At 59.1% G+C, this 18,939-nt stretch carries 14 protein-coding genes and 1 pseudogene; 4 read left to right on the plus strand and 11 right to left on the minus strand.

Going from position 1 to position 18,939, the window contains the following annotated elements; translation table 11 throughout:
* Window positions 1-96 precede the first annotated feature (96 nt).
* Genes DY250_RS08270 through DY250_RS08285 form a run of 4 tightly spaced genes read left to right on the plus strand, consistent with a single transcriptional unit; the run spans window position 97 to window position 3,710 of the window.
* Complete coding sequence (locus DY250_RS08270; RefSeq protein WP_115611879.1) at window positions 97-1,071, plus strand: LysR substrate-binding domain-containing protein; 975 nt, start codon at window positions 97-99, stop codon at window positions 1,069-1,071.
* Window positions 1,059-1,658, plus strand: a complete 600-nt coding sequence (locus DY250_RS08275) for a 5-formyltetrahydrofolate cyclo-ligase (protein ID WP_115611880.1) — start codon at window positions 1,059-1,061, stop codon at window positions 1,656-1,658. Before DY250_RS08270 ends, DY250_RS08275 begins: the two co-directional genes overlap by 13 nt.
* Window positions 1,655-3,118 carry a pyruvate kinase gene (gene pyk, locus DY250_RS08280; protein WP_115611881.1) on the plus strand — a complete coding sequence of 488 codons (1,464 nt, stop codon included), beginning with the start codon at window positions 1,655-1,657 and terminating at the stop codon, window positions 3,116-3,118. Before DY250_RS08275 ends, pyk begins: the two co-directional genes overlap by 4 nt.
* Window positions 3,119-3,122: 4 nt before the next feature.
* The gene (locus DY250_RS08285) at window positions 3,123-3,710 is read left to right on the plus strand and encodes an ankyrin repeat domain-containing protein (RefSeq protein WP_115611882.1); all 588 of its coding nucleotides are present in this window, start codon (window positions 3,123-3,125) and stop codon (window positions 3,708-3,710) included.
* Between the two features lie 436 nt (window positions 3,711-4,146).
* Here DY250_RS08285 and DY250_RS08290 read toward each other — a convergent pair whose 3' ends face one another.
* The 11 genes and pseudogenes from DY250_RS08290 to DY250_RS08340 form a co-directional block, all read right to left on the minus strand.
* Window positions 4,147-5,670, minus strand: a complete 1,524-nt coding sequence (locus DY250_RS08290; RefSeq protein WP_115611883.1) for a leucine-rich repeat domain-containing protein — start codon at window positions 5,668-5,670, stop codon at window positions 4,147-4,149.
* A 335-nt stretch (window positions 5,671-6,005) separates the two neighbouring features.
* Window positions 6,006-7,208, minus strand: a complete 1,203-nt coding sequence (locus DY250_RS08295; RefSeq protein ID WP_147293495.1) for a coiled-coil domain-containing protein — start codon at window positions 7,206-7,208, stop codon at window positions 6,006-6,008.
* A 37-nt stretch (window positions 7,209-7,245) separates the two neighbouring features.
* On the minus strand, window positions 7,246-8,838 hold the full coding sequence (locus DY250_RS08300; protein WP_115611885.1) for a leucine-rich repeat domain-containing protein: 1,593 nt from the start codon (window positions 8,836-8,838) through the stop codon (window positions 7,246-7,248).
* A 475-nt stretch (window positions 8,839-9,313) separates the two neighbouring features.
* Window positions 9,314-13,036, minus strand: coding sequence for a phosphoribosylformylglycinamidine synthase (locus tag DY250_RS08305; protein WP_115611886.1), 3,723 nt, complete (start codon window positions 13,034-13,036; stop codon window positions 9,314-9,316).
* Window positions 13,037-13,100: 64 nt separating this feature from the next.
* Window positions 13,101-13,601 (minus strand): hypothetical protein, encoded by a 501-nt coding sequence (locus tag DY250_RS08310; protein WP_115611887.1) that lies wholly within the window; start codon window positions 13,599-13,601, stop codon window positions 13,101-13,103.
* Window positions 13,602-13,615: 14 nt separating this feature from the next.
* Window positions 13,616-14,359: a pyruvate formate lyase 1-activating protein gene (gene pflA / locus DY250_RS08315; RefSeq protein ID WP_115611888.1), complete on the minus strand. Its 744-nt coding sequence runs from the start codon at window positions 14,357-14,359 to the stop codon at window positions 13,616-13,618.
* Between the two features lie 448 nt (window positions 14,360-14,807).
* Window positions 14,808-15,242: pseudogene (locus DY250_RS08320) on the minus strand (pseudoazurin); the annotation flags it as partial.
* On the minus strand, window positions 15,239-16,045 hold the full coding sequence (locus DY250_RS08325) for an ABC transporter ATP-binding protein (protein WP_115611890.1): 807 nt from the start codon (window positions 16,043-16,045) through the stop codon (window positions 15,239-15,241). The pseudogene DY250_RS08320 and the gene DY250_RS08325, both read right to left, overlap by 4 nt.
* Window positions 16,042-17,169: a FecCD family ABC transporter permease gene (locus tag DY250_RS08330; protein ID WP_115611891.1), complete on the minus strand. Its 1,128-nt coding sequence runs from the start codon at window positions 17,167-17,169 to the stop codon at window positions 16,042-16,044. Before DY250_RS08330 ends, DY250_RS08325 begins: the two co-directional genes overlap by 4 nt.
* Window positions 17,170-17,172: 3 nt before the next feature.
* Window positions 17,173-18,270 (minus strand): ABC transporter substrate-binding protein, encoded by a 1,098-nt coding sequence (locus DY250_RS08335; protein WP_115611892.1) that lies wholly within the window; start codon window positions 18,268-18,270, stop codon window positions 17,173-17,175.
* 79 nt (window positions 18,271-18,349) lie between these two features.
* Complete coding sequence (locus tag DY250_RS08340; protein WP_115611893.1) at window positions 18,350-18,934, minus strand: SMI1/KNR4 family protein; 585 nt, start codon at window positions 18,932-18,934, stop codon at window positions 18,350-18,352.
* Window positions 18,935-18,939: the final 5 nt, after the last annotated feature.

Below are 18,939 nucleotides of genomic sequence, written 5' to 3' on the forward strand. Positions count from 1 at the left end.
CTTTCCACCATGCAAGCTAATATGCGTGCGGCATTTTGCGAGGTTGGTATAAAAACTGCTTCTGGTTAGGCCCGCAGCATCAGGTAGAAAAACATCATGAAATTAAAACAGTTGGAGTGCATCGCGGCGGTGGCCCGCTCCGGTTACAACGTGACCGCGGCGGCGGAAAAACTGCATATGTCGCAGCCGGCAGTGAGCAAACACATCAAGCTCGCCGAAGAATTGCTCGGCCTGCCGATTTTCCGGCGCAACAGCAAAACCTTAGTCGGCCTGACCGAAGTCGGCGAGGCGATCATGCCCGACATCGAACGCATCATGGCCTCGGTGGAAAACATCCTCAACCTCAGCCAGCACCACAACATCGCCGCCCTCGCCCAGCTTGGCATCGCCACCACCCATACCCTGTCGCACTACCGCCTGGTGCAAATCCTGCCGGCGATGCAACACGAATACCCGAAACTGCCGATGAACATCATCGAAGGCACGAACACGCAAATCCTGCAAATGGTGCAGGAACGTGACGCCGATTTCGGCTGGTTTTCCGCGAGCGACCTCACCCCCTACAGCCTGCAACTACGCGGCATCTTCATGCTGCCGGCGGAAAGCTGGACCTCCGTGCTGGTGGTACCGCGCGACCACGAACTGAACAACAAGCCCTTCGAAGGCCTCACCAGCCTTGCGCCCTACCCGCTCATTACCTACATCACCTCGCACAAAGAACCCTCGGCGCTGGTGCGGGCGATGGCGGGACGGGGCCTCGCCGCCCGCGTCGTCCTCACCGCGCGCAACGCCGAACTCATCAAGAATTACGTCCGCCAAGGGCTTGGTCTTGGCATCATCGCCGACATGGCCTACGACCCCGAGCGCGATAGCGATCTCGCCATGTACCCGCTTGACCGCTGGATGCCGCTTTTCAACACCTACCTCGTCTGGCACAGCGACCTGCGCCTGCGCGCTTACCACTACGATTTTATCGACCGCATCGTGCCGGGAGCGACCCGCGATGCCGTCGAACACTACGTCCGCCACCAGCAAAGCATCAACGGCGGGGAACAGGGATGGGCGATCTAAACCTCGCCCTACTGCGCCGCGAAATCCGTGCCGCCCGCCGTGCCGTATCCCCCGCTGAACGCGAGCGCATCAGCCACGCAACTGCTACCACCGTGTACGACTGGCTGCAAACCCGCCCTGCCCTGCGCCGCATCGCTACCTTCCGCTCGCTGCCCGAAGAAATCGATACCGCCCCGCTGAACCGTCTGCTATGGCAAAACGGCTACCACCTCTACCTGCCTTACGTTGCAGGCAAAAACCTGCCGCTCACCTGGTATCCCTATACCGAAAGCACCCCGCTCATCCCCGATACCGCCTGCATCCCCGCGCCCGATCCCGCAACCGCGCCCGCTATCGCTGCTTTTGATCTCGATGTCGTCATCACCCCGCTTGTCGCCCATGATGCACATGGCACCCGCCTCGGCATGGGCGGCGGGTTTTATGACCGTACCTTTCAGCGTAAAATACCGCGCGCCAGGCCGTGGCTTATCGGCATTGCCTACCCTTGTCAAGCGGTCGCGCACCTACCACGCCGCGCCTGGGACATCCCCCTCGACGCGCTCGCCAGCGCCCACTCCCTACATACCTACGAACAGGAACACTCATGACAAAAGAACACCGCGATCTCACCCGCATCAGCCACCACACCAAAATCGTCGCCACCATCGGCCCGGCCAGCAGCGACGAAGAAATGCTCGAACACATGATCCGCGTCGGTCTGAACGTCGTCCGCTTCAACTTCAGCCACGGTGATGCTGCCTTCCACGGCGAAAACACCCGCAAAGTACGCGAAGCCTCAAAACGTGCCGGTCGCGAAGTCGCCATCATCGCCGACCTGCAAGGCCCGAAAATCCGTGTCGGCCTCATCGAAGGCGGCAAAATGGAACTCAAACGCGGCGACACCCTTATCCTTGACGCCGCCTATGAAGGCGAAGGCAAAAACGGTCGCGTCGGCCTCGACTACCGCGAACTGCCGAACGACGTCAAAGCCGGTGACATCCTGCTGCTCGACGATGGCCTGCTCACCCTCAAAGTCGAAAAAGTCATCGACGCCGAAGTCCACACCACCGTACAAAACCCCGCCGTCCTCAAATCCCGCAAAGGCATTAACAAACAAGGCGGCGGCCTGACCGCTCCGGCACTTACAGAAAAAGACTATCAGGACCTCAAAACCGCCGTCGCTATCGGTGCCGACTACATCGCCGTCAGCTTCGTCAAATCCGCTGCCGACCTCCAGCTCGCGCGCCAGCTCATCAGCCAGGCCGAAGGTAGCGGCGAAATCCTACCCGGCATCATCTCCAAAATCGAACGCGTTGAAGCCATCGAAAACCTCGAAGAAATCGTGCTCGCCAGCGATGGCGTCATGGTGGCACGTGGCGACCTTGCTGTCGAAGTCGGCAACCCCGCTGTTCCGGCCCTGCAAAAACGCATCATCAAAACCGCGCGCCGTCTGCGCCGCTTCTCCATCACCGCCACGCAAATGATGGAAAGCATGATCACCAACCCTGTGCCGACCCGTGCGGAAGTCTCCGACGTCGCCAACGCCGTACTTGATGGCACCGACGCTGTCATGCTCAGCGCCGAATCCGCCGCCGGCAACTACCCCTTCGAAACCGTGCGCACCATGGCGCAAATCTGTGCTGCCGCCGAACAGGCACAAAACAGTTCCCCCTTTGATGTGCACCAACTCGACGAAGTCCCGGTCGAACGTCTTGACCAGGGCATCGCGAACAGCGCCGTCTTCAGTGCCGAAATCCTTGGTGCCAAAGCCATCGTTACCCTTACCGAAAGCGGCACCACCCCCTTCCAGATCAGCCGCTTCGGCATCAACATGCCCATCCACGCGCTGACGCCAAGCCTCGGCGTGCAACGCAAAATGGCGATTTACCGCAGCGTCCGCCCCAACCGCCTGGATACCAGCAAAGACCATAACGATGCTATCCGCGAAGCGGAAGAATACCTGGTGCAACGCCGCCAGCTGAAAAGCGGTGATCTCTACGTCATCACCAGCGGTGCCATCGGCGTCAGTGGTGGAACTGACACCCTGCAAGTCCGTCGGGTTCGCTAAGCACATGAAAAAACGGATCATTCTGACCCTTGCCGCCATCCTTGCGATGGCGGCAAACACATATGCCGCCGACACACCTGCCGCAGCCACTGCCCCGGCAACCGCAAACGAAGCCAAACCTGCCGCTCCTGCAGACGACGGCGCCGCCCAAGAAAAAACCGTCGCTAACCCGATGGCCGACCTCGAATACAGCGACGCCAAAGAATGCCACTTCAAAACACCGGACGGCGGCAAACCACTGCCCGTCATCCACGCCCTGCTCGCCTCACGCGGCATGAACAGCAATAACCAGGCACAACTGCTGATCGCCCTCGGCACCACGATCGCAAACGGCTGCGACATCAACGAGCCCGACGCCGCCGGCCTGCAACCGCTGAACGCCGCCATCCTCTTCAACGATGCGGAAGCGGTGCAAATGCTGCTGGAAAAAGGTGCCGACCCCTATAGCCCTATCCACAAAGCGAACAGCCCGATTGACGGCATGAACAGCTTCCAATTCCTTGAAAAAATCCAGGAAAAAGAAAAAGCACGGAAAAACGGCAGCCCGCGCGATTACAGTGAAGTGGCAACCGCCCTGCAAAAATACCGCTGAGCGGATACATCACAAAGAGGTGGGCTTGCCCACCTTCTTCGTCTCCACCCGGCGACAAGCCATCAGCCCGCTTGGCGGCTCCCGCAAACCCGGTGTTTACGCCGCTTGGCGCGATTCCAAACCGTAAGGAAGCTTTACCGTTGAATAGATAAAAAAGCGTAACAAGGCACGTCGCCGCAGACGGTACAGGTAGTACAGCGGGCCTCATAAAAATCGCGTAGCGATTCTTATGGAGTCTGGTCAGGCGACGCAATGCCGTTACGATTTTTTAGATGTTTAACCATATTCGGCGGGCTAAAGCCCGCCCTACTTTTTTGTTGCCACTGCTATTTTGGACGCTTTACAAATAGCCTCCCGATGGCTGCTTAATGACGGTTCAGACCGTCGGATAGGCCCGTGTTTTATCCCGCCTGCGGCTTAAAAGAAAAATTCGTCGTCAGAGGTTTAATATTTCCGCAAGAACTCTATCAAGAAGTTTATTATCTAATGTTATTTCCAATGCACCATTGCGTTCGAGGTAAAGACGTTTAAGGGAATCGGGCAGATCGGTGAGTGGATTTCTTATTAAATACAGCCTTTTCAGATTGCCGAGTTGACCAATTTCCGGCGGCAGGACGGTGAGCTTATTCCACTCTAAATTCAGGCCTTGCAGATTGTCGAGTTGGCCGATTTCCGGCGGCAGGGCGGTGAGTTGATTGTCCCATAAATCCAGCCTTCTCAACTCGCTTAATTGACCGATTTCCGGCGGCAGGGCGGTAAGTTGATTTTCCCTTAAATTCAGTTCTTGCAACTTGCCGAGTTGACCAATTGAATCAGGCAAAGCGGTGAGTTCATTGTTATCTAAATCTAATTCTTGCAGATTGCTGAGTTGGCCAATTTGGGCAGGCAGAGTGGAGAGTTGATTGTCTGATAAATCCAGTCTTTGCAGATTGCCGAGTTGACCAATTTCGGCAGGCAGGTTGGTAAGTTGATTCAAGGCCAAATCCAGTGATTGCAGATTACCGAGTTGGCCGATTTCGGCAGGCAGGTTGGTGAGTCGATTCCAGGCCAAATCCAGTGATTGCAGATTGCCGAGTCGTCCAATTTCGCCAGGCACAGTGGTGAGATTATACAAGATAAGGGATTTCAGATTTGGCAGATGCGGTGCCATATCAATGAGTTCTAAAAGCAAACGACCGTCCATTGTGATTTCTTGCAGATTACCGAGTTGGGTAATGGCAGCAGGCAGGGCAGTGAGTTCATTGCCGCTTAAATCCAGTGTCTGCAGATTGCCGAGTTGACCAATTTCGGCAGGCAGGGCAGTGAGATTAAACAAGCTAAGAGATTTCAGTTTTGGCAGATACGGTGCCATATCAATGAGTTCTAAAAGTAAATGACCTTCTATGGTGATGTCTTGCAGATTACCGAGTTGGGCAATGGCAGCAGGCAGGGCAGTGAGTTGATTTCCTCTTAAATCCAGTTTTTGCAGATTGCCGAGTTGGCCGATTTCCGGTGGCAGGGTGCTAAGTTTATTCCACTGTAAATCGAGTGTTTGCAGATTGCCGAGTTGACCGATTTCCGGCGGCAGGGTGCTAAGTTTATTCCCCCTCAATTCCAGTGTTTGCAGTTTGCCAAGTCGGCCGATTTCCGGCGGTAGGGTGCTAAGTTTATTACTCCACAAATCCAGTGTTTGCAGATTGCCAAGTTGCCCGATTTCGGCAGGCAGAGAGGTGAGTTGATTGTCCCATAAATACAGCCCTTGCAGATTGCCGAGTTGCCCAATTTCGACAGGCAGGGTGGTGAATCGTGCTCTATTTAGCCACAGTTCTTGCATCGCCAATAGTTTCGCCTTATTCCTCGGCAGTTCTTTTTCCTGAATATCAGATTCATCCGCCCAGGCGCAGAGGCGTTCGAACCAGCCGTCATCGATGGTGGCAAGGGTTTGGGTGCGGGATTTGGGTTTTTTGTGGTCGTCGGTCATGGTAGGTTTCCTGGGGGTTGATGGTGGCGGGATTGTAGTCTTTTCGGGTGTGGGACGGGCCGGTTTGCTGGCGGATTCAGTATTTTCGTCGCTTGGCGACCGTATCCCCCCTTCCGTCGCTGCGCGACACCTTCCCCCGTAAACGGGGGAAGGGAATATTCCCCGCTTGACGAGCCCAGTAATGACGTCGCTTGGCGGCTTTTCCATAGAACGCGAAGCGGGCGACGCACAAACCCAGTATTTATCTCGCTTGGCGGCTTTTTCATAGAACGCGAAGCGGGCAGCACCTACCCGGTGGACGACGCACAAACCCAGTATTTATCTCGCTTGGCGACTCAAAAGAAAAATGTCTCGTCAGCATCGTCATCGTCAGCGTCGTCATCAGCCGTATCGGCGACGCCCCCGGCATCATCCGCTTCTTCTTCGGTAAGGCTGCGCAAGAGGGTGTAGAGCTGTTCGAGCTCGCCTGCGAGGATGGTGCACTGTTCGGCGAGGTAGGCTTGATAGGCTGCTTCATCCGCGAAGCCGCGCAGCAGGGTGTAAGTGTCGTCGTCCTGCAAGGTGGCGATTTCCGCGCGCAGGATGGCGAGGTTCTCGCGCAGTTCCGCGATGCGGGCGTGCAGGGCGGCAGTGTCGCTCAGGGTGTCGCTGGCGGCGGTGAAGATGCCGCGTTGCAGTTGGGCAAGGATGCGTTCGACGGTCGGCAGGTCTTTTTTCTTGTAGGCCTGACCCAGTTCTTTGAAGAGTTGTTCCGCCTGTGCCTTGTGTTCGGCGCTGACGCGGTCGGGGTGGCATAACTGGCTGGCGCGGCGGTAAGCGGCTTTGAGGCGGGTTTCCGCGTCGGCATCCAGGGCAGCAATGTCCTGCTGCTCGATTTCGGCCTGCGTCTGTTCGTCGCTGAAGGCTTCGCGCTGCTGTTTGGTCTCTTCGTAGGTGCGGCGGGCGTTTTCAAGGTCGGGGTCGTCTTCGGCAGCGGCGTTGGCCAATGCTTCCTGTTCTTCCAGCCAGTCGCACCAGGCATCGTAAGCGGCCAGGGTTTCTTCCCATTCGTCAGCACTTTCTGCCGCAATTTCTGCCTGTTCTTCGTCCTCTGCTTCCGCGCGGGCAACCTCTTCTTCGTCCATTTCCGCGCGGTAATCCGTTTCCGCTTCTTCCTGATGCCCCGTATCGCGCTTTTCCTGCCGCTGCCCGCGCTGTGCGTGTAGCGCTTTTTCCAGTTGCAGTCTGGCGATTTGCTCCTGCGCCGTGAGGATTTCCGTCAGCGTCGGGCCGCAGTGCAGGAGGAAATCGCGGTTGAAGCGTTCCAGCAGCGCCTGGATTTCGTCGCGTTCGAGGGTTTCGGCGGTGATTTGCCGCTCCAGCGCGGCGAGTTCGAGGCGCAGCGCGACGAGCTCGGCATCTTCGCTGACGACCAGCGCCGCCTGTGCGGTAAGGAAGCGGTTAATCAGGCGCATCGCCTGCGGGTAATGCCCGCCTGCCAGCGCAGTGATGATGGCGGCGAGGGTCTCGCCCGCCGCGCCGTCCAACTGCGGCAACACGGCGCGCAGCGCGGGTAATTGTCAGGCTATCAGGTCTTCATCGCTCAGCGACAGGGTCATTCAGCCATATTTCTAATGCCCCATTGCGCTTGTGATAAAGACGCTGGATAGAATTGGGCAGAATGTCAAGTATATAACCTAACATATTATCCCTTAAATTTATGATTTGCAGATTGCGAAGTTGATCCATTGATTCAGGCAGAGTGGTGAGTTTATTACCAGATAAATCCAGTTCTTGCAGATTGTCGAGTTGACCAATTGTGTCAGGAAGCGTGGTGAGTCTATTACCAGATAAATCCAGTTTTTGCAGATTGCCGAGCTGCCCAATTTCAGCAGGCAGAGCAGTGAGTTGATTCTTCTGTAAATCCAATATTTGCAGATTGCTGAGTTGGCCGATTTCCGGCGGCAGTGCGGTGAGTTGATTGTATCTTAAATCCAGTTTTTGCAGATTGCTAAGTTGGCCAGTTGCGGCAGGCAGGGCGGTGAGTTGATTTTCTGATAAATTCAGTGATTGCAAATTGCCGAGTTGCCCAATTTCGGCAGGCAGGGTGGTGAGTTTATTACCAGATAAATCCAGTTCTTGCAGATTGCCGAGTTGACCGATTGCGGCAGACAGGGTGGTGAGCTTAATCAAGCGAAGAGATTTGAGTTTGGGCAGATGCGGTGCCATATCAACTAGTTCTAAAAGCAAATGACCATCTATAGTGAGTTCTTGCAGATTGTCGAGTTGGCTGATCGTGGCGGGCAGGGTGGTGAGTTCATTAGCTGATAAATATAGTTTTTGCAGATTACCAAGTTGACCAATTTCGGCAGGCAGGGTGGTGAGTTCATTAGCTGATAAATATAGTTTTTGCAGATTACCAAGTTGACCGATTGCAGCAGGCAGGGTGGTGAGTCGATTGCTGCCTAAAGACAGTTTTTGCAGATTGCCGAGTTGACCAATTCCGGCAGGCAGGGTAGTAAGTTTATTTTCCCGCAAATTCAATACTTGCAGATTACCAAGCAGCCCAATTGTGGCAGGCAAGGCGGTAAGTTGATTGTGCCATAAATCCAATTCTTGCAGATTGCCGAGTTGACCAATTGCGACAGGCAGGATGACGAGTTGATTGTCGCATAACAATAATTTTTGCAGATTCTCGAGTTGACCGATTGTAGCAGGCAGGGTGTTTAATCGATTACCTGTTAAATCCAGTTTTTGCAGATTATTGAGTTGCCCAATTTCCGGCGGCAGGGTGGTGAGATGATTACCTGATAAATACAGTTCTTGCAGATTACCGAGTCGCCCAATTTCCGGCGGCAGGGTGGTGAGATGATTACCTGATAAATACAGTTCTTGCAGATTGCCGAGTTGTCCGATTGCGGCTGGCAGGGTGGTGAGTTGATTCCAGAATAAAACCAGTTCTTGCAGAGCTAATAGCTGCGCCTTATCCCTCGGCAATTCTTCTTCCGAAATATAAAATTCATCCGCCCAGGCGCAGAGGCGCTCAAACCAGTCGTCATCGGCGGTCGCCAGCGCCTGGGTACGGGCGCGGATAGCGGCGTTGAGTGCGAGCAGTTGCTTGCTGCGTTGCAGGGCGGCGGGCAGGTTGTCAGCGCGGGGTTTGAGCTGTTTGTGGTCGTCGTCGGTCATGGTGGGTTTTCCGGGGGTTGATGGTGGCGGGATTGTAGTCTTTTCTGGTGTGGGACGGGGTTGGTTTGCTGGCGGGTTCAGTATTTTCGCCGCTTGGCGCCGTCCTTATCGAGAATGCCCAAAAGCAGGCTGCACCTGTTCGGCGGGCTACGCACAAACCCAGTGTTTACCTCGCTTGGCGGCTTTTTCATAGAACGCGAAGCGGGCAACCCCTGCCCGGCGGGCTACGCACAAACCCAGTATTTATCTCGCCTGGCGCCTTTTCCATAGAACGCGAAGCGGGCGATACCTAACCGGCGGGCTGAAGCCCGCCCTACGCGAACCCAGTGATTGTCCCGCTTGGCGACTTTTCCATATTACGCGAAGCGGGCGACACCTACCCGGCGGGCTGAAGCCCGCCCTACGCGAGCCCAGTGTTTACCTCGCTTGGCGGCTTTTAAGGCAATCCCCCGCAAGCGGGGGATTTTGTGTGGGTTTATTTGAAGGCCTTGATGCCTGCCGCGATGATGGGTTGGGCGCGGAAGTCGGGGTAGTTCTGCTGGCCGAATGGCTGGTGGCGTTCGCTGTGCCCCATTTTGCCGAGGATGCGGCCGCAGATGCTTGTGATGCCTTCGATGGCGTGCAGGGAGCCGTTCGGGTTGTGCTGCGGTTTCATGCTCGGCATGAGGTCGCCGGGCGAGGCGTACTGGAAGGCGATTTGCCCGTTTTTGATGAGGGTTTTCAGCACGGCATCGGAGGCGGCAAAGCGGCCTTCGCCGTGCGAGAAGTTGACGTCGTGCGCTTCGCCGATTTGGCAGTCCGCCAGCCACGGGCTGTGGTTGTTGGCGACGACGGTGGTCGCGACGCGGGCGATGTGGCGGCCTATGCGGTTGTGGGTGAGGGTGGCGTCGCCCGGCTGCGGCGCGGCAATGACGCCGTTCGGCAGCAGGCCGCTTTTGATAAGCGCCTGGAAGCCGTTGCAGATGCCGAGGATGAGGCCGTCTCGTTCGAGCAGCGCCATCACGGCGTCGGCGATGCGCGGGTTGGCGAGCAGGTTCGCCATGTATTTGCCGGAGCCGTCCGGTTCGTCGCCAGCGCTGAAGCCGCCTGCGAGCACAAGGATTTGGCTCGCGGCAAGGTTATCGGCAAGGGCATCCAGGCTGGCGGCAAGCGCGTCGCGGTTGCGGTTGCAGATGACGGTCTCGATGACTTCCCCCCCGGCACGGCGGAAGGTGCGCGCGGTGTCGAGTTCGCTGTTGGTGCCGGGAAAGACGGGCAGGCAGACGCGCGGGGTGGCGAGGCTGCTATGGTTGCGCGGCTGGCGCTGGGCGTCTTTGGCGGTGGCAAGCGGCGGGCGGGTGCTGTCGTTATCGGCGGGGTTGAGCGGGTATACGTCGGCAAGGACGCCGCTCGCGATGGTGTAGAGGTCTTTGATGGCGGCGGTTTGGCCGTTGATGGTGAGGTTGCCGTCGTCGGTGGTGTAGCCGAGGTGGTGCAGGTGTTCGCTGATGCCGAGACCGCCGTCGCTGGTGATGAGGTAGCCGCCGTATTCGGGCTGGAAGGGGTCGTCGAGGCGGTCGATGTGTACGCCGATATGGTTGCCGAGCGCGCTTTCGTAGAGGGCCTGGATGATGCCGCCGTGGCGCACGGCACGGATGCTTTTGATGTTGCCTTCGCGGATGGCTTCAAGGATGAAGCGGTTGTTGGCGGCAAAGGCGGCGAGGTCGGGGCGCCCCAGCGCATCTTGCGGGCAGCGCAGCCAGTAGATTTGCTGGTTTTTTTGTTTGTATTCGGGGCTGATGACGTGGCGCACGTCCACAGTGCCGACGGCGAAGGCGATGAGGGTCGGCGGGACGTGCAGGTTGTGGTAGCTGCCGCTCATGCTGTCTTTGCCACCGATAGCAGCGCGACCGAGGGCGGTGAGGGCATGGTGCGCGCCGAGCAGGGCGGCGTAGGGTTGTCCCCAGTTGGCGGGGTCGTCGCCGAGGCGGCGGTAGTATTCTTGCAGGGAGTAGTGGGCGCAGTCGGCGTCACCGCCGCAGGCGACGAGGCGGGCGGTGGCATCGACGATGGCAAGCAGGCCGCCGTGGTAGGGCGACCAGGCGCTGACGGCGGGGTTGTAGCCATGCGCGAGGATGGAGGCGGTGTGGGTTTTGCCGTCGGTCGGCAGTTGGTACACGCTGGCCTCTACCGGGGTGCGCTGGTGTTTGCCGCCGTAGGGGAGGAGGACGCAGGAGGCGCCGACGCTGTGGTCGAAGCGGTCGCCGAGGCCTTTCTGGTCGGCATGGGTGAGGCTGGCAAGTTGGGTTTTAAGCGCGTCCACCCAGTTGTCGGTTTTTGTGATGTTAAGCGGGCTGGCGGCAGGATCAGGTTCGGCAGGGGCGACGCCGTGCTGGTGGTTTTCCGCGCCATTGCTGTCAAGCAGGCTGCGTTTCAGGCTGACGATGGTGTCGCCCTGCCAGCGCATGGTGAGGGTCTCGTCGGCGGTGACGGTGGCGACGTGGGTGGCGTCCAGGTTTTCGGCAGCGGCGTGTGCCTGCATCACGGCGAGGTCTTCGGCGGCGATGACGATGGCCATGCGTTCTTGTGATTCGCTGATGGCGAGTTCGGTGCCGCTGAGGCCCTGGTATTTGACGGGGACGGCGTCGAGGTTGATGTCGAGGCCGTCCGCCAGTTCGCCGATGGCAACGGCAACGCCGCCCGCGCCGAAGTCGTTGCAGCGTTTGATGCGGCGGGCGAAGTCGGGGTTGCGGTAGAGGCGTTGCAGTTTGCGTTCTTCCGGCGGGTTGCCTTTTTGTACTTCGGCAGCGGATTCGTGCAGGGAGTCGGTGTGCTGGGCGCGGGATGAGCCGGTGGCGCCGCCGCAGCCGTCGCGGCCGGTCGCGCCGCCGATGAGCAGGACGAGGTCGCCCGCCTGCGGGGTGTCGCGGCGCACGTTTTCGGCGGGCACGGCTGCGACGACGGCACCAACTTCCATGTGTTTGGCTTTGAAGCCTTCGTGGTAGTACTCGACGATTTGTCCGGTGGCGAGGCCGATCTGGTTGCCGTAGGACGAGGCGCCTGCCGCCGCGCCTTCGGCGATGACGGCCTGCGGCAGTTTGCCGGGCAGGGTGGCGGCGTAGGGTTCGCGCGGGTCGGCGCTGCCGCTGATGCGCATGGCCTGATAGACGTAGGCGCGGCCGGAGAGCGGGTCGCGGATGGCGCCGCCGATGCAGGTCGCTGCACCGCCGTAGGGCTCGATTTCGGTCGGGTGGTTGTGGGTTTCGTTTTTGAATTGCAGCAGCCACGGGCGGGTTTTGCCGTCTTCGTCCACGTCCACGTAAACGGAGCAGGCGTTGATTTCCGCCGAGACTTCCACATCTTGCAGGCCGCCGGCGGCGCGGCGGTGTTTGGCGTCAATGGTGGCAAGTTCCATCAGGGTGTCGGGGCGGGCAGCCGCCGCCTCGCCATAGACGGCTTCCCGCTGGGCGCGGTAGTCGGCGTAGTCGGCGGCCAATGCCTGGCCGAAGGCGCTATCGGGGAAGCGGATATCGTGCAATTGGGTGGCGAAGGTGGTGTGGCGGCAGTGATCCGACCAGTAGGTGTCGAGGACGCGAATTTCCGTTTCGCTGGGGTCGCGGCCTTCCGCCTGGTAGTAACGCTGGATGTGGGCGAGGTCGGCGGGCGTCATGGCGAGGCCGTGCGCGGCGTGCCAGGCGGTGAGGCCGTCGCCATCCAGCGCGCGGAAGTCGTCGTAGCGCGGCACGGGGGATGCAGCGTGATACGGCGGCAGGCTGGTGTCGGCGAGGTTCTTTTCGCGGCTGTCGATGGGGTTGATGAGGTGGGCGCGCAGTTTTTCCCTAGCTGCGTCATCCAGGTTGCCTTCAAACAGCCAGGCGGTGGCGCTGGTGACGACGGTCGGCGCGAAGGCATCGTCCAGCAGGCGCAGGCATTGTCCGGCGGAATCGGCGCGCTGGTCGTACTGTCCGGGCAGCGGCTCGATGACGAGGGTGTAGTCCGCTTCCGGCAGGGCGTCGCGGGTGCGGTCGGTCACCGGATCGGTGAAAACGCGGCTGACGACGAGGTCAAGCAGTTCCGCCGGACAGTCGTAAAGGTCGTACACCGCAAGCCGGCGCACCCGCTGTAATCCGGCGAGGTCGAGGCGGGTTTTCAGGCGCTCGGTGAGGGCGTGGTCGTCGACGTATTCGGGGCGTTTTTCGATGTAGAGGCGCTGGTGCATGGCGATGTCCTGTGAAGGGGAAGTGGCGGGGATTGTACTGCGGCGGGGGGAATCTGCGGCTTTCTTAACGCGGCGGCGCGCTGTCGGCAGACGTGGTAAAGGTTTGCAGGCTGTAGTAGCACTGGGCGGCGGTGCAGGAGGCCATGATGACGCTGGCGCGGTATTTGCCGCTCACTGTCGGGGTGTAGTGCAGCACAGGGGCTTTGCTGCCGCCGCTGGTGTCAACGGCAAGCGGCTGGCTAAGGTTGTCGCTGCGGGTCAGAGCCAGGTCGAGATCGTGACAGTCTTCGGTGCAGTTGGCAAAGAAGGTGTAGGGTTTGCCGGCGTCCAGTTCGATTTCGATATCCGCCTGTTCGCCGGGAAAGAGTTGGCTGATCACGGGTTTGTGCGAGAGTTTGCCCGGCTTCATCCACTCGCGGTTGGCTTTCATCAGGTGGTGTAGCTGGGCGAGGTTGACGTCGTCGGGGACGTGTTCGATGACGGCGTCTTCTTCGTCGATACGGGGCTGAAAGAGCTGGCAGGCGGCGAGTGGTAGGCAGATGAGCAGGATGAAGGCGTGTTTCATGGCGTTCCTTGCGGTTAGTAGATGACGTCTTTACCGTAGCTTTTGACGATATCAGCGATGTGGGCGACGGTTTCTTTCGGCGGCGGGTGCACGCCTTCGAGCTGGTAGGTATCGCCGCACAGCGCCCATTTGTGCGCGCCGAGTTCGTGATACGGCAGCAGCTCGACTTTCTCGATGTTGTCCATCGGCGCGATGTATTCGCCGAGGAGATGCGCGGAACGGTCGTCGTCGCTGTATCCCGGCACGATGACGTAGCGGATGCGGGTAAGTTGCCCGCGCTCTTGCAGGTGTTTGGCGAACATCAGGGTACGGGTGTTCGGCACGCCGACGAGTTTTTTGTGGATTTCGTTATCGAGCTGTTTAAGGTCGAGCATGACAAGATCGGTGTGATCCAGCAGTTCTTTCAGGGTGTCGTCGTAGTGGCGGGCGTAGCCGTTGGTGTCAAGACAGGTGTGGATGCCGTAGGCCTTGCAGGCGACGAACCAGTCGCGGATGAATTCGGGTTGCAGCAGGGATTCGCCGCCGCTGGCGGTTACACCGCCGCCGGTGGCTTTCAGGTAGAAGCGGTACTGGATGACCTGCTGCATCAGTTCGTCTACGGTGACTTTGCGCGATTTGTCGGTTTCCATGTCCCAGGTATCGCGGTTGTGGCAGTAGAGGCAGCGCATCAGGCAGCCCTGGGTAAAGACGACGAAGCGCAGCCCGGGGCCGTCCACGGTGCCGCAGGTTTCGATGGAGTGGATGATGCCGTAGCGCATGGGGAGACTCTCGGGTGAGGAATGGCGTAATTTTAGCGGATTACGCGCCGGACGGCTGTCCTCTCGCCGCCGCGACGAGTGATGCGGGGTGTGGTGCCAAGCAGCGTGGTTGCTGACTTTCGTAGAGACGTTGCCTGCAACATCTCAAAATCAAAAAACGCGCGGTTTCCCGCTTGGCGGTTGCGCTTACCCGAAATGCAAAAAGCAGGCCGTACCTGCTTGATGGGCTAAAGCCCATCCTACGCCCGTCAAGCGGCGTCATTACAGGCCTCGCCAAGCGGCGTTATTACTGAGCCCGTCAAGCGGTGTAAACGCTGGCTTCCCACCAAACGGACATAAATAAAGGCGGGCAAGCCCGCCTTTTTTATTGTGCTGCCGCCGCTTTGTTGCCATCAGCGGGTTGGTTTTCCGTTGCCGTTGCTTCAGCGGGTTTATCGCCGCTGTCGCCTTTGAGTTGTTCGATGTATTTGGTCAGGCGGCCTTTGTTGCTCATCGCGCGTTTTTCCAGTTTGGGCAGGCGGCTGTTGACGGTGTCCATGTTGGTCGCCTCACCCACCTGGATGACGCCGACCATGTTCATCATGCTGTGTGGCGGGCAGACGTAAATGTACACGCCTTCTTTATCGAGTTTGACGCTGTATTTTTCGTCCGGCTCGCTTTTGAAGGCTTCCGCGCCGTCGGGGACGAGTTTGCTTTCGACGTTGTGGCCGCGCGTGGCCGGCAGGAAGGTGACGGTGTCGCCAGGTGCGATTTTCAGCACGGCGGGTTCGAAGACCATGGTCTCTTTGTCGCTGCCGATGTCGAGCATTTTTACTTCGTGTTCGACAGCGTGGGCGGATGCGGCTGCGGCAAGCAGGGCGAGGGGCAGGAGGGCTTTTTTCATGGTGTTGTCTCCGTGGGTGGGTTGGGTTTGGGGGCGCGGATGGCGCGGCGCGGCATGACGACGGCCGGGGCACCGTCGGGGTCGTTGTACACGGCGGCTTCGACGCGGTAGATGCGTTCGATGGTTTCTTTTTGCAAGACGTCGCGCGGCGTGCCTTGTGCCTGGATTTTGGCGTCCGCCAGCAGGATGATTTCGTCGGCAAATTGGGCGGCGAGGTTGAGGTCGTGCAGGATCATCAGGGTGATGAGCTCGCGTTCGCGGGTGTGGTGGCGCACGGCTTCGAGCAGGACGCACTGGTGGTGCATGTCGAGCGCGCTCACCGGTTCGTCAAGCAGGAGGATTTCCGGATCGCGCAGCAGGACTTGCGCAAACATGACCATTTGCCGCTGCCCGCCGGAGAGGGCAAGGACGTCGCGTCCGGCAAGGTGGGCGATGCCGAGGGTTTCCATCATGGCGGCGGCACGGGCGAGTTGTTCGTCCGAGACACGCATGGTGAGGTTCGTCATTTGGCCAAGCAGGACGATTTCCAGCGCGGTGAGCGAGGCATCAACGATGGTGTCCTGCGGCATGTAGCCGATGGGTTTGCGCCAGGCCATGTGATGGCCGTGGCTGAGGGTTTTGTCGCGGTAGCGGATGTGTCCGCTGTAGGGCAGTTCGGCAAAGAGGGTTTTGATGAGCGAGGATTTGCCTGCGCCGTTCGGCCCGAGGATGGCGTAGGTTTTGCCGTGGTGCAATTCGAGCGAGATGTTGTCGGCGACGCAGAGTTGGCCGCGATGGATGGTGAGGTGGTCTATCTGCATCATGTGTTGGCCTTGCGCGAGAGGATGATCCAGAAGAAGAACGGCACGCCGATGAAGGAGGTGATGATGCCGATGGGAAATTCCGCGCCGGGGTTGATGAGTTTGGAGAGGACGGAGGCGGCGGAGAGGAAGGCGGAGCCGGCCAGCATGGCGGTCGGCAGGAAGTAACGCTGGTCTTCGCCGACGAGCATCCGCGCAACGTGCGGGGAGACGAGGCCGATGAAGCCGATGGTGCCGATGAAGCTGATGACGGTCGCGGTCATGACGGCGACGATGACGAGTACGCGCATTCTGAGCGCGGTGAGGTTCACACCCATGCTGGCGGCGCGTGCTTCGCCGAGGCGCAGGGCGGTGAGTTGCCAGACGTTGGCGAAGAGCAGCAGGATGCAGGTGAGGGTGACGACGACGGTGATGGCGAGGGTCTGCCATTTGGCTTTGCTGAGGGCGCCGAAGAGCCAGAAGAGGATTTTTTGCGATTCTTCCGGGGTGGCGATGTATTGCATGAGCGAGGAGGCGGACTGGAAGATGAAGAGCAGGGCGATGCCGACCAGCACCAGCGTGGATGAGGAGAAGCGGCGCATGGAGGCGAAGATGAACATGATGCCGGCGGCGAGCATGGTCATGAGGAAGGCGGATAGTGGCTGGGCGACGTACACGGAGAGGCCGAAGGTGCCGAAAACGACGACAAGCGAGGCGCCGAAACCGGCGGCAGCGGCCATGCCGAGGGTATAGGGGCTGGCCATGGGGTTGTTAAGCAGGGTCTGGATTTCCGCGCCGCCCGCGCCAAGCGCTGCGCCGGCGACGAGCGCCATCAGGGCGATGGGCAGGCGCAGGTGGTTGACGATGATGTGGGTGATGTTGTCCACGCCGCCGATGCCGAGCCATTGCTGGAAGCTGTACCAGTGCAGGGCGAGGCTGCCCGCGCCCGCTTCCGGCGCGGTGTCGCGGAATTGCAGCAGGGCGTAGAGCACATCTTTGGCGCTGATTTTGCCGCCGGCCGCGCCATTGGTGAGATCGAGAATGAAGGTGATGAGGCAGAACACGATGAAGAGCAGCATGATGGTCCACCGCCGCTTTTCGCGGCGGCGGTGGGCGGCAATCGTGTCTTGAACGGTTTGCTGCGGCACGGATTACTCCGCTTTCAGGAAGAAGGTGCCTTCCGGGGTGACCGGCAGATACTTCTTGTGGAAGTCGAGGTAGGTAGCGAGCGGGTCGACATCCTTGAAGGTGTCCGGATAGAGCGCTTTGGCGATGTACTGGATGGAGGCGGCATCGGCCAGTGTGCGCGAGGCGCCCTGGTAGATGCCGTAGAGGCGGCCATCCTTGATGGCTGGCAGTTCCGCCCAGCCCTGACGTGTTTTGTAACCGTTCAGGCGTTTCAGCGCTTCGTCTTTGGCGATGTTGATGCCCATCACCAGCGCCTGTTCGTTTTTCTTCAGCTCGGTTTCGCGCCCGCTGATAACGATGACTTCAGGTTTATCGACGATGACCTGTTCGGGGTTCATCGGGCCGGCGTATTCGACGTGGCCGACGGCGATGTTGCTGCCCATCGCCTGCTCGGCGAGCGGCCCCCACATGGTGTTGCCGAAGCTGTTGCCGTATTCGGTCGGGCCTTTGTTGCCGAATTCGAGATAGATTTTCGGCTTGGGCTGGCCGGATTTTTCCACGCGGCTGTGCACGTCTTTCACCACGCCTTCATACCAGGCGGCGATTTCTTTGGCACGCGCTTCCTGACCGGTGATTTCGCCAAGAACGCGGGTGCTTTCCAGATGCAGCGGCAATTGTTCCTTGTTGTAGTCAAGGACGATGACGGGGATGCCCGCTTTTTCCAGCGGTTCGAGGTCGTCTTCGATCGCCTGCCATTGCCAGTCGGCAAGGATGACCAGATCCGGCTTCAGCGCCAGCACTTTTTCCACCGAGAAGGTGCCGACTTCGACTTCGCCCACATCGGCGAGTTCGTTCAGTTTCGGCAGCGTCTTGCTGTACACCTCCCAGCTGCTCGGCGTCCAGTCGGTCCAGACAGCTTTCGAGAAGCCAACGACGTTATCCAGCGCTTTTTCACCGCCAACCGCGAGGTAATCGGTGTAATAGAAACCCAGCATGATGCGCTTTGCAGGCACATCGACTTTCACTTCGCGACCAAGCACATCTTTGATGGTCTTCACCTCGGCGTGGGCGACGGTCATGGTCGCCGCGACGACGGCAGCGGCAAGCAGTTTTTTCAGCATATAAGCTCCTGTTGTGGGGAAAATGCGCCCGTGGGTAAAACCCGCCGCACCCGGGCGCAAGGCGCAGTGGCTTGGAAAATCAGGCGGGGTGGTAAGCGGCAATGTCCCAATAGGCGACATCGTAAAAACGCTGCATAAACGTGACCGGATCGGCGCAGAGCAAATCGAGAAAGGCGGCGACGCTGTCGGCAATCCGCATTGAGCATTCTTCGTGGTTGTAATAAAACACCTTGCCGCGATGCGCACCTGCGGTTGCCAGATAAAAGCGTTCCGGCGCCTGCCCAAATCCGGCGAAAACGATGGCGTTGTCCCACCAGGTCGGGACACCGTAAACCGCCTCACCGTCTTCACAGTTTTCGTCATCCGTCAGCAGCCATTCATAGAGCGCCGCCTTTTCTGCTGCCATGTGGGCGAGTGGCAGGAAGAAAAAGTATTCGTCGCTATCAGCACGGTTGGCGAAAAGCTGCAAACCGTCGCTTTCCCGATAGAGCGCGGGCAAGACTGTATCGCAGCCCTGCAAGGCGTCTTCCAGCGCGGCGATAGCAGTTGCGGACGCAGGTGGGAAAGTAATGTGGCTAAGCGGGATGATGTCGCCGCCTGCTTCTGCACGATTGACAAAATGCGGATTGGGCGCGACAAGCAGGGTGTTTAGGAGTTCAAGCATATTTA

The organism is Cardiobacterium valvarum, from assembly GCF_900460955.1.
Lineage (GTDB): Bacteria > Pseudomonadota > Gammaproteobacteria > Cardiobacteriales > Cardiobacteriaceae > Cardiobacterium > Cardiobacterium valvarum.

Coding starts and splice junctions, on each gene's coding strand:
- DY250_RS08310 (WP_115611887.1), bottom strand. CDS start 13,601: ATGAAACACGCCTTCATCCTGCTCATCTGCCTACCACTCGCCGCCTGC.
- DY250_RS08285 (WP_115611882.1), top strand. CDS start 3,123: ATGAAAAAACGGATCATTCTGACCCTTGCCGCCATCCTTGCGATGGCG.
- DY250_RS08340 (WP_115611893.1), bottom strand. CDS start 18,934: ATGCTTGAACTCCTAAACACCCTGCTTGTCGCGCCCAATCCGCATTTT.
- pyk (WP_115611881.1), top strand. CDS start 1,655: ATGACAAAAGAACACCGCGATCTCACCCGCATCAGCCACCACACCAAA.
- DY250_RS08325 (WP_115611890.1), bottom strand. CDS start 16,045: ATGATGCAGATAGACCACCTCACCATCCATCGCGGCCAACTCTGCGTC.
- DY250_RS08300 (WP_115611885.1), bottom strand. CDS start 8,838: ATGACCGACGACGACCACAAACAGCTCAAACCCCGCGCTGACAACCTG.
- DY250_RS08270 (WP_115611879.1), top strand. CDS start 97: ATGAAATTAAAACAGTTGGAGTGCATCGCGGCGGTGGCCCGCTCCGGT.
- pflA (WP_115611888.1), bottom strand. CDS start 14,359: ATGCGCTACGGCATCATCCACTCCATCGAAACCTGCGGCACCGTGGAC.
- DY250_RS08335 (WP_115611892.1), bottom strand. CDS start 18,270: ATGCTGAAAAAACTGCTTGCCGCTGCCGTCGTCGCGGCGACCATGACC.
- DY250_RS08305 (WP_115611886.1), bottom strand. CDS start 13,036: ATGCACCAGCGCCTCTACATCGAAAAACGCCCCGAATACGTCGACGAC.
- DY250_RS08275 (WP_115611880.1), top strand. CDS start 1,059: ATGGGCGATCTAAACCTCGCCCTACTGCGCCGCGAAATCCGTGCCGCC.
- DY250_RS08290 (WP_115611883.1), bottom strand. CDS start 5,670: ATGACCGACGACCACAAAAAACCCAAATCCCGCACCCAAACCCTTGCC.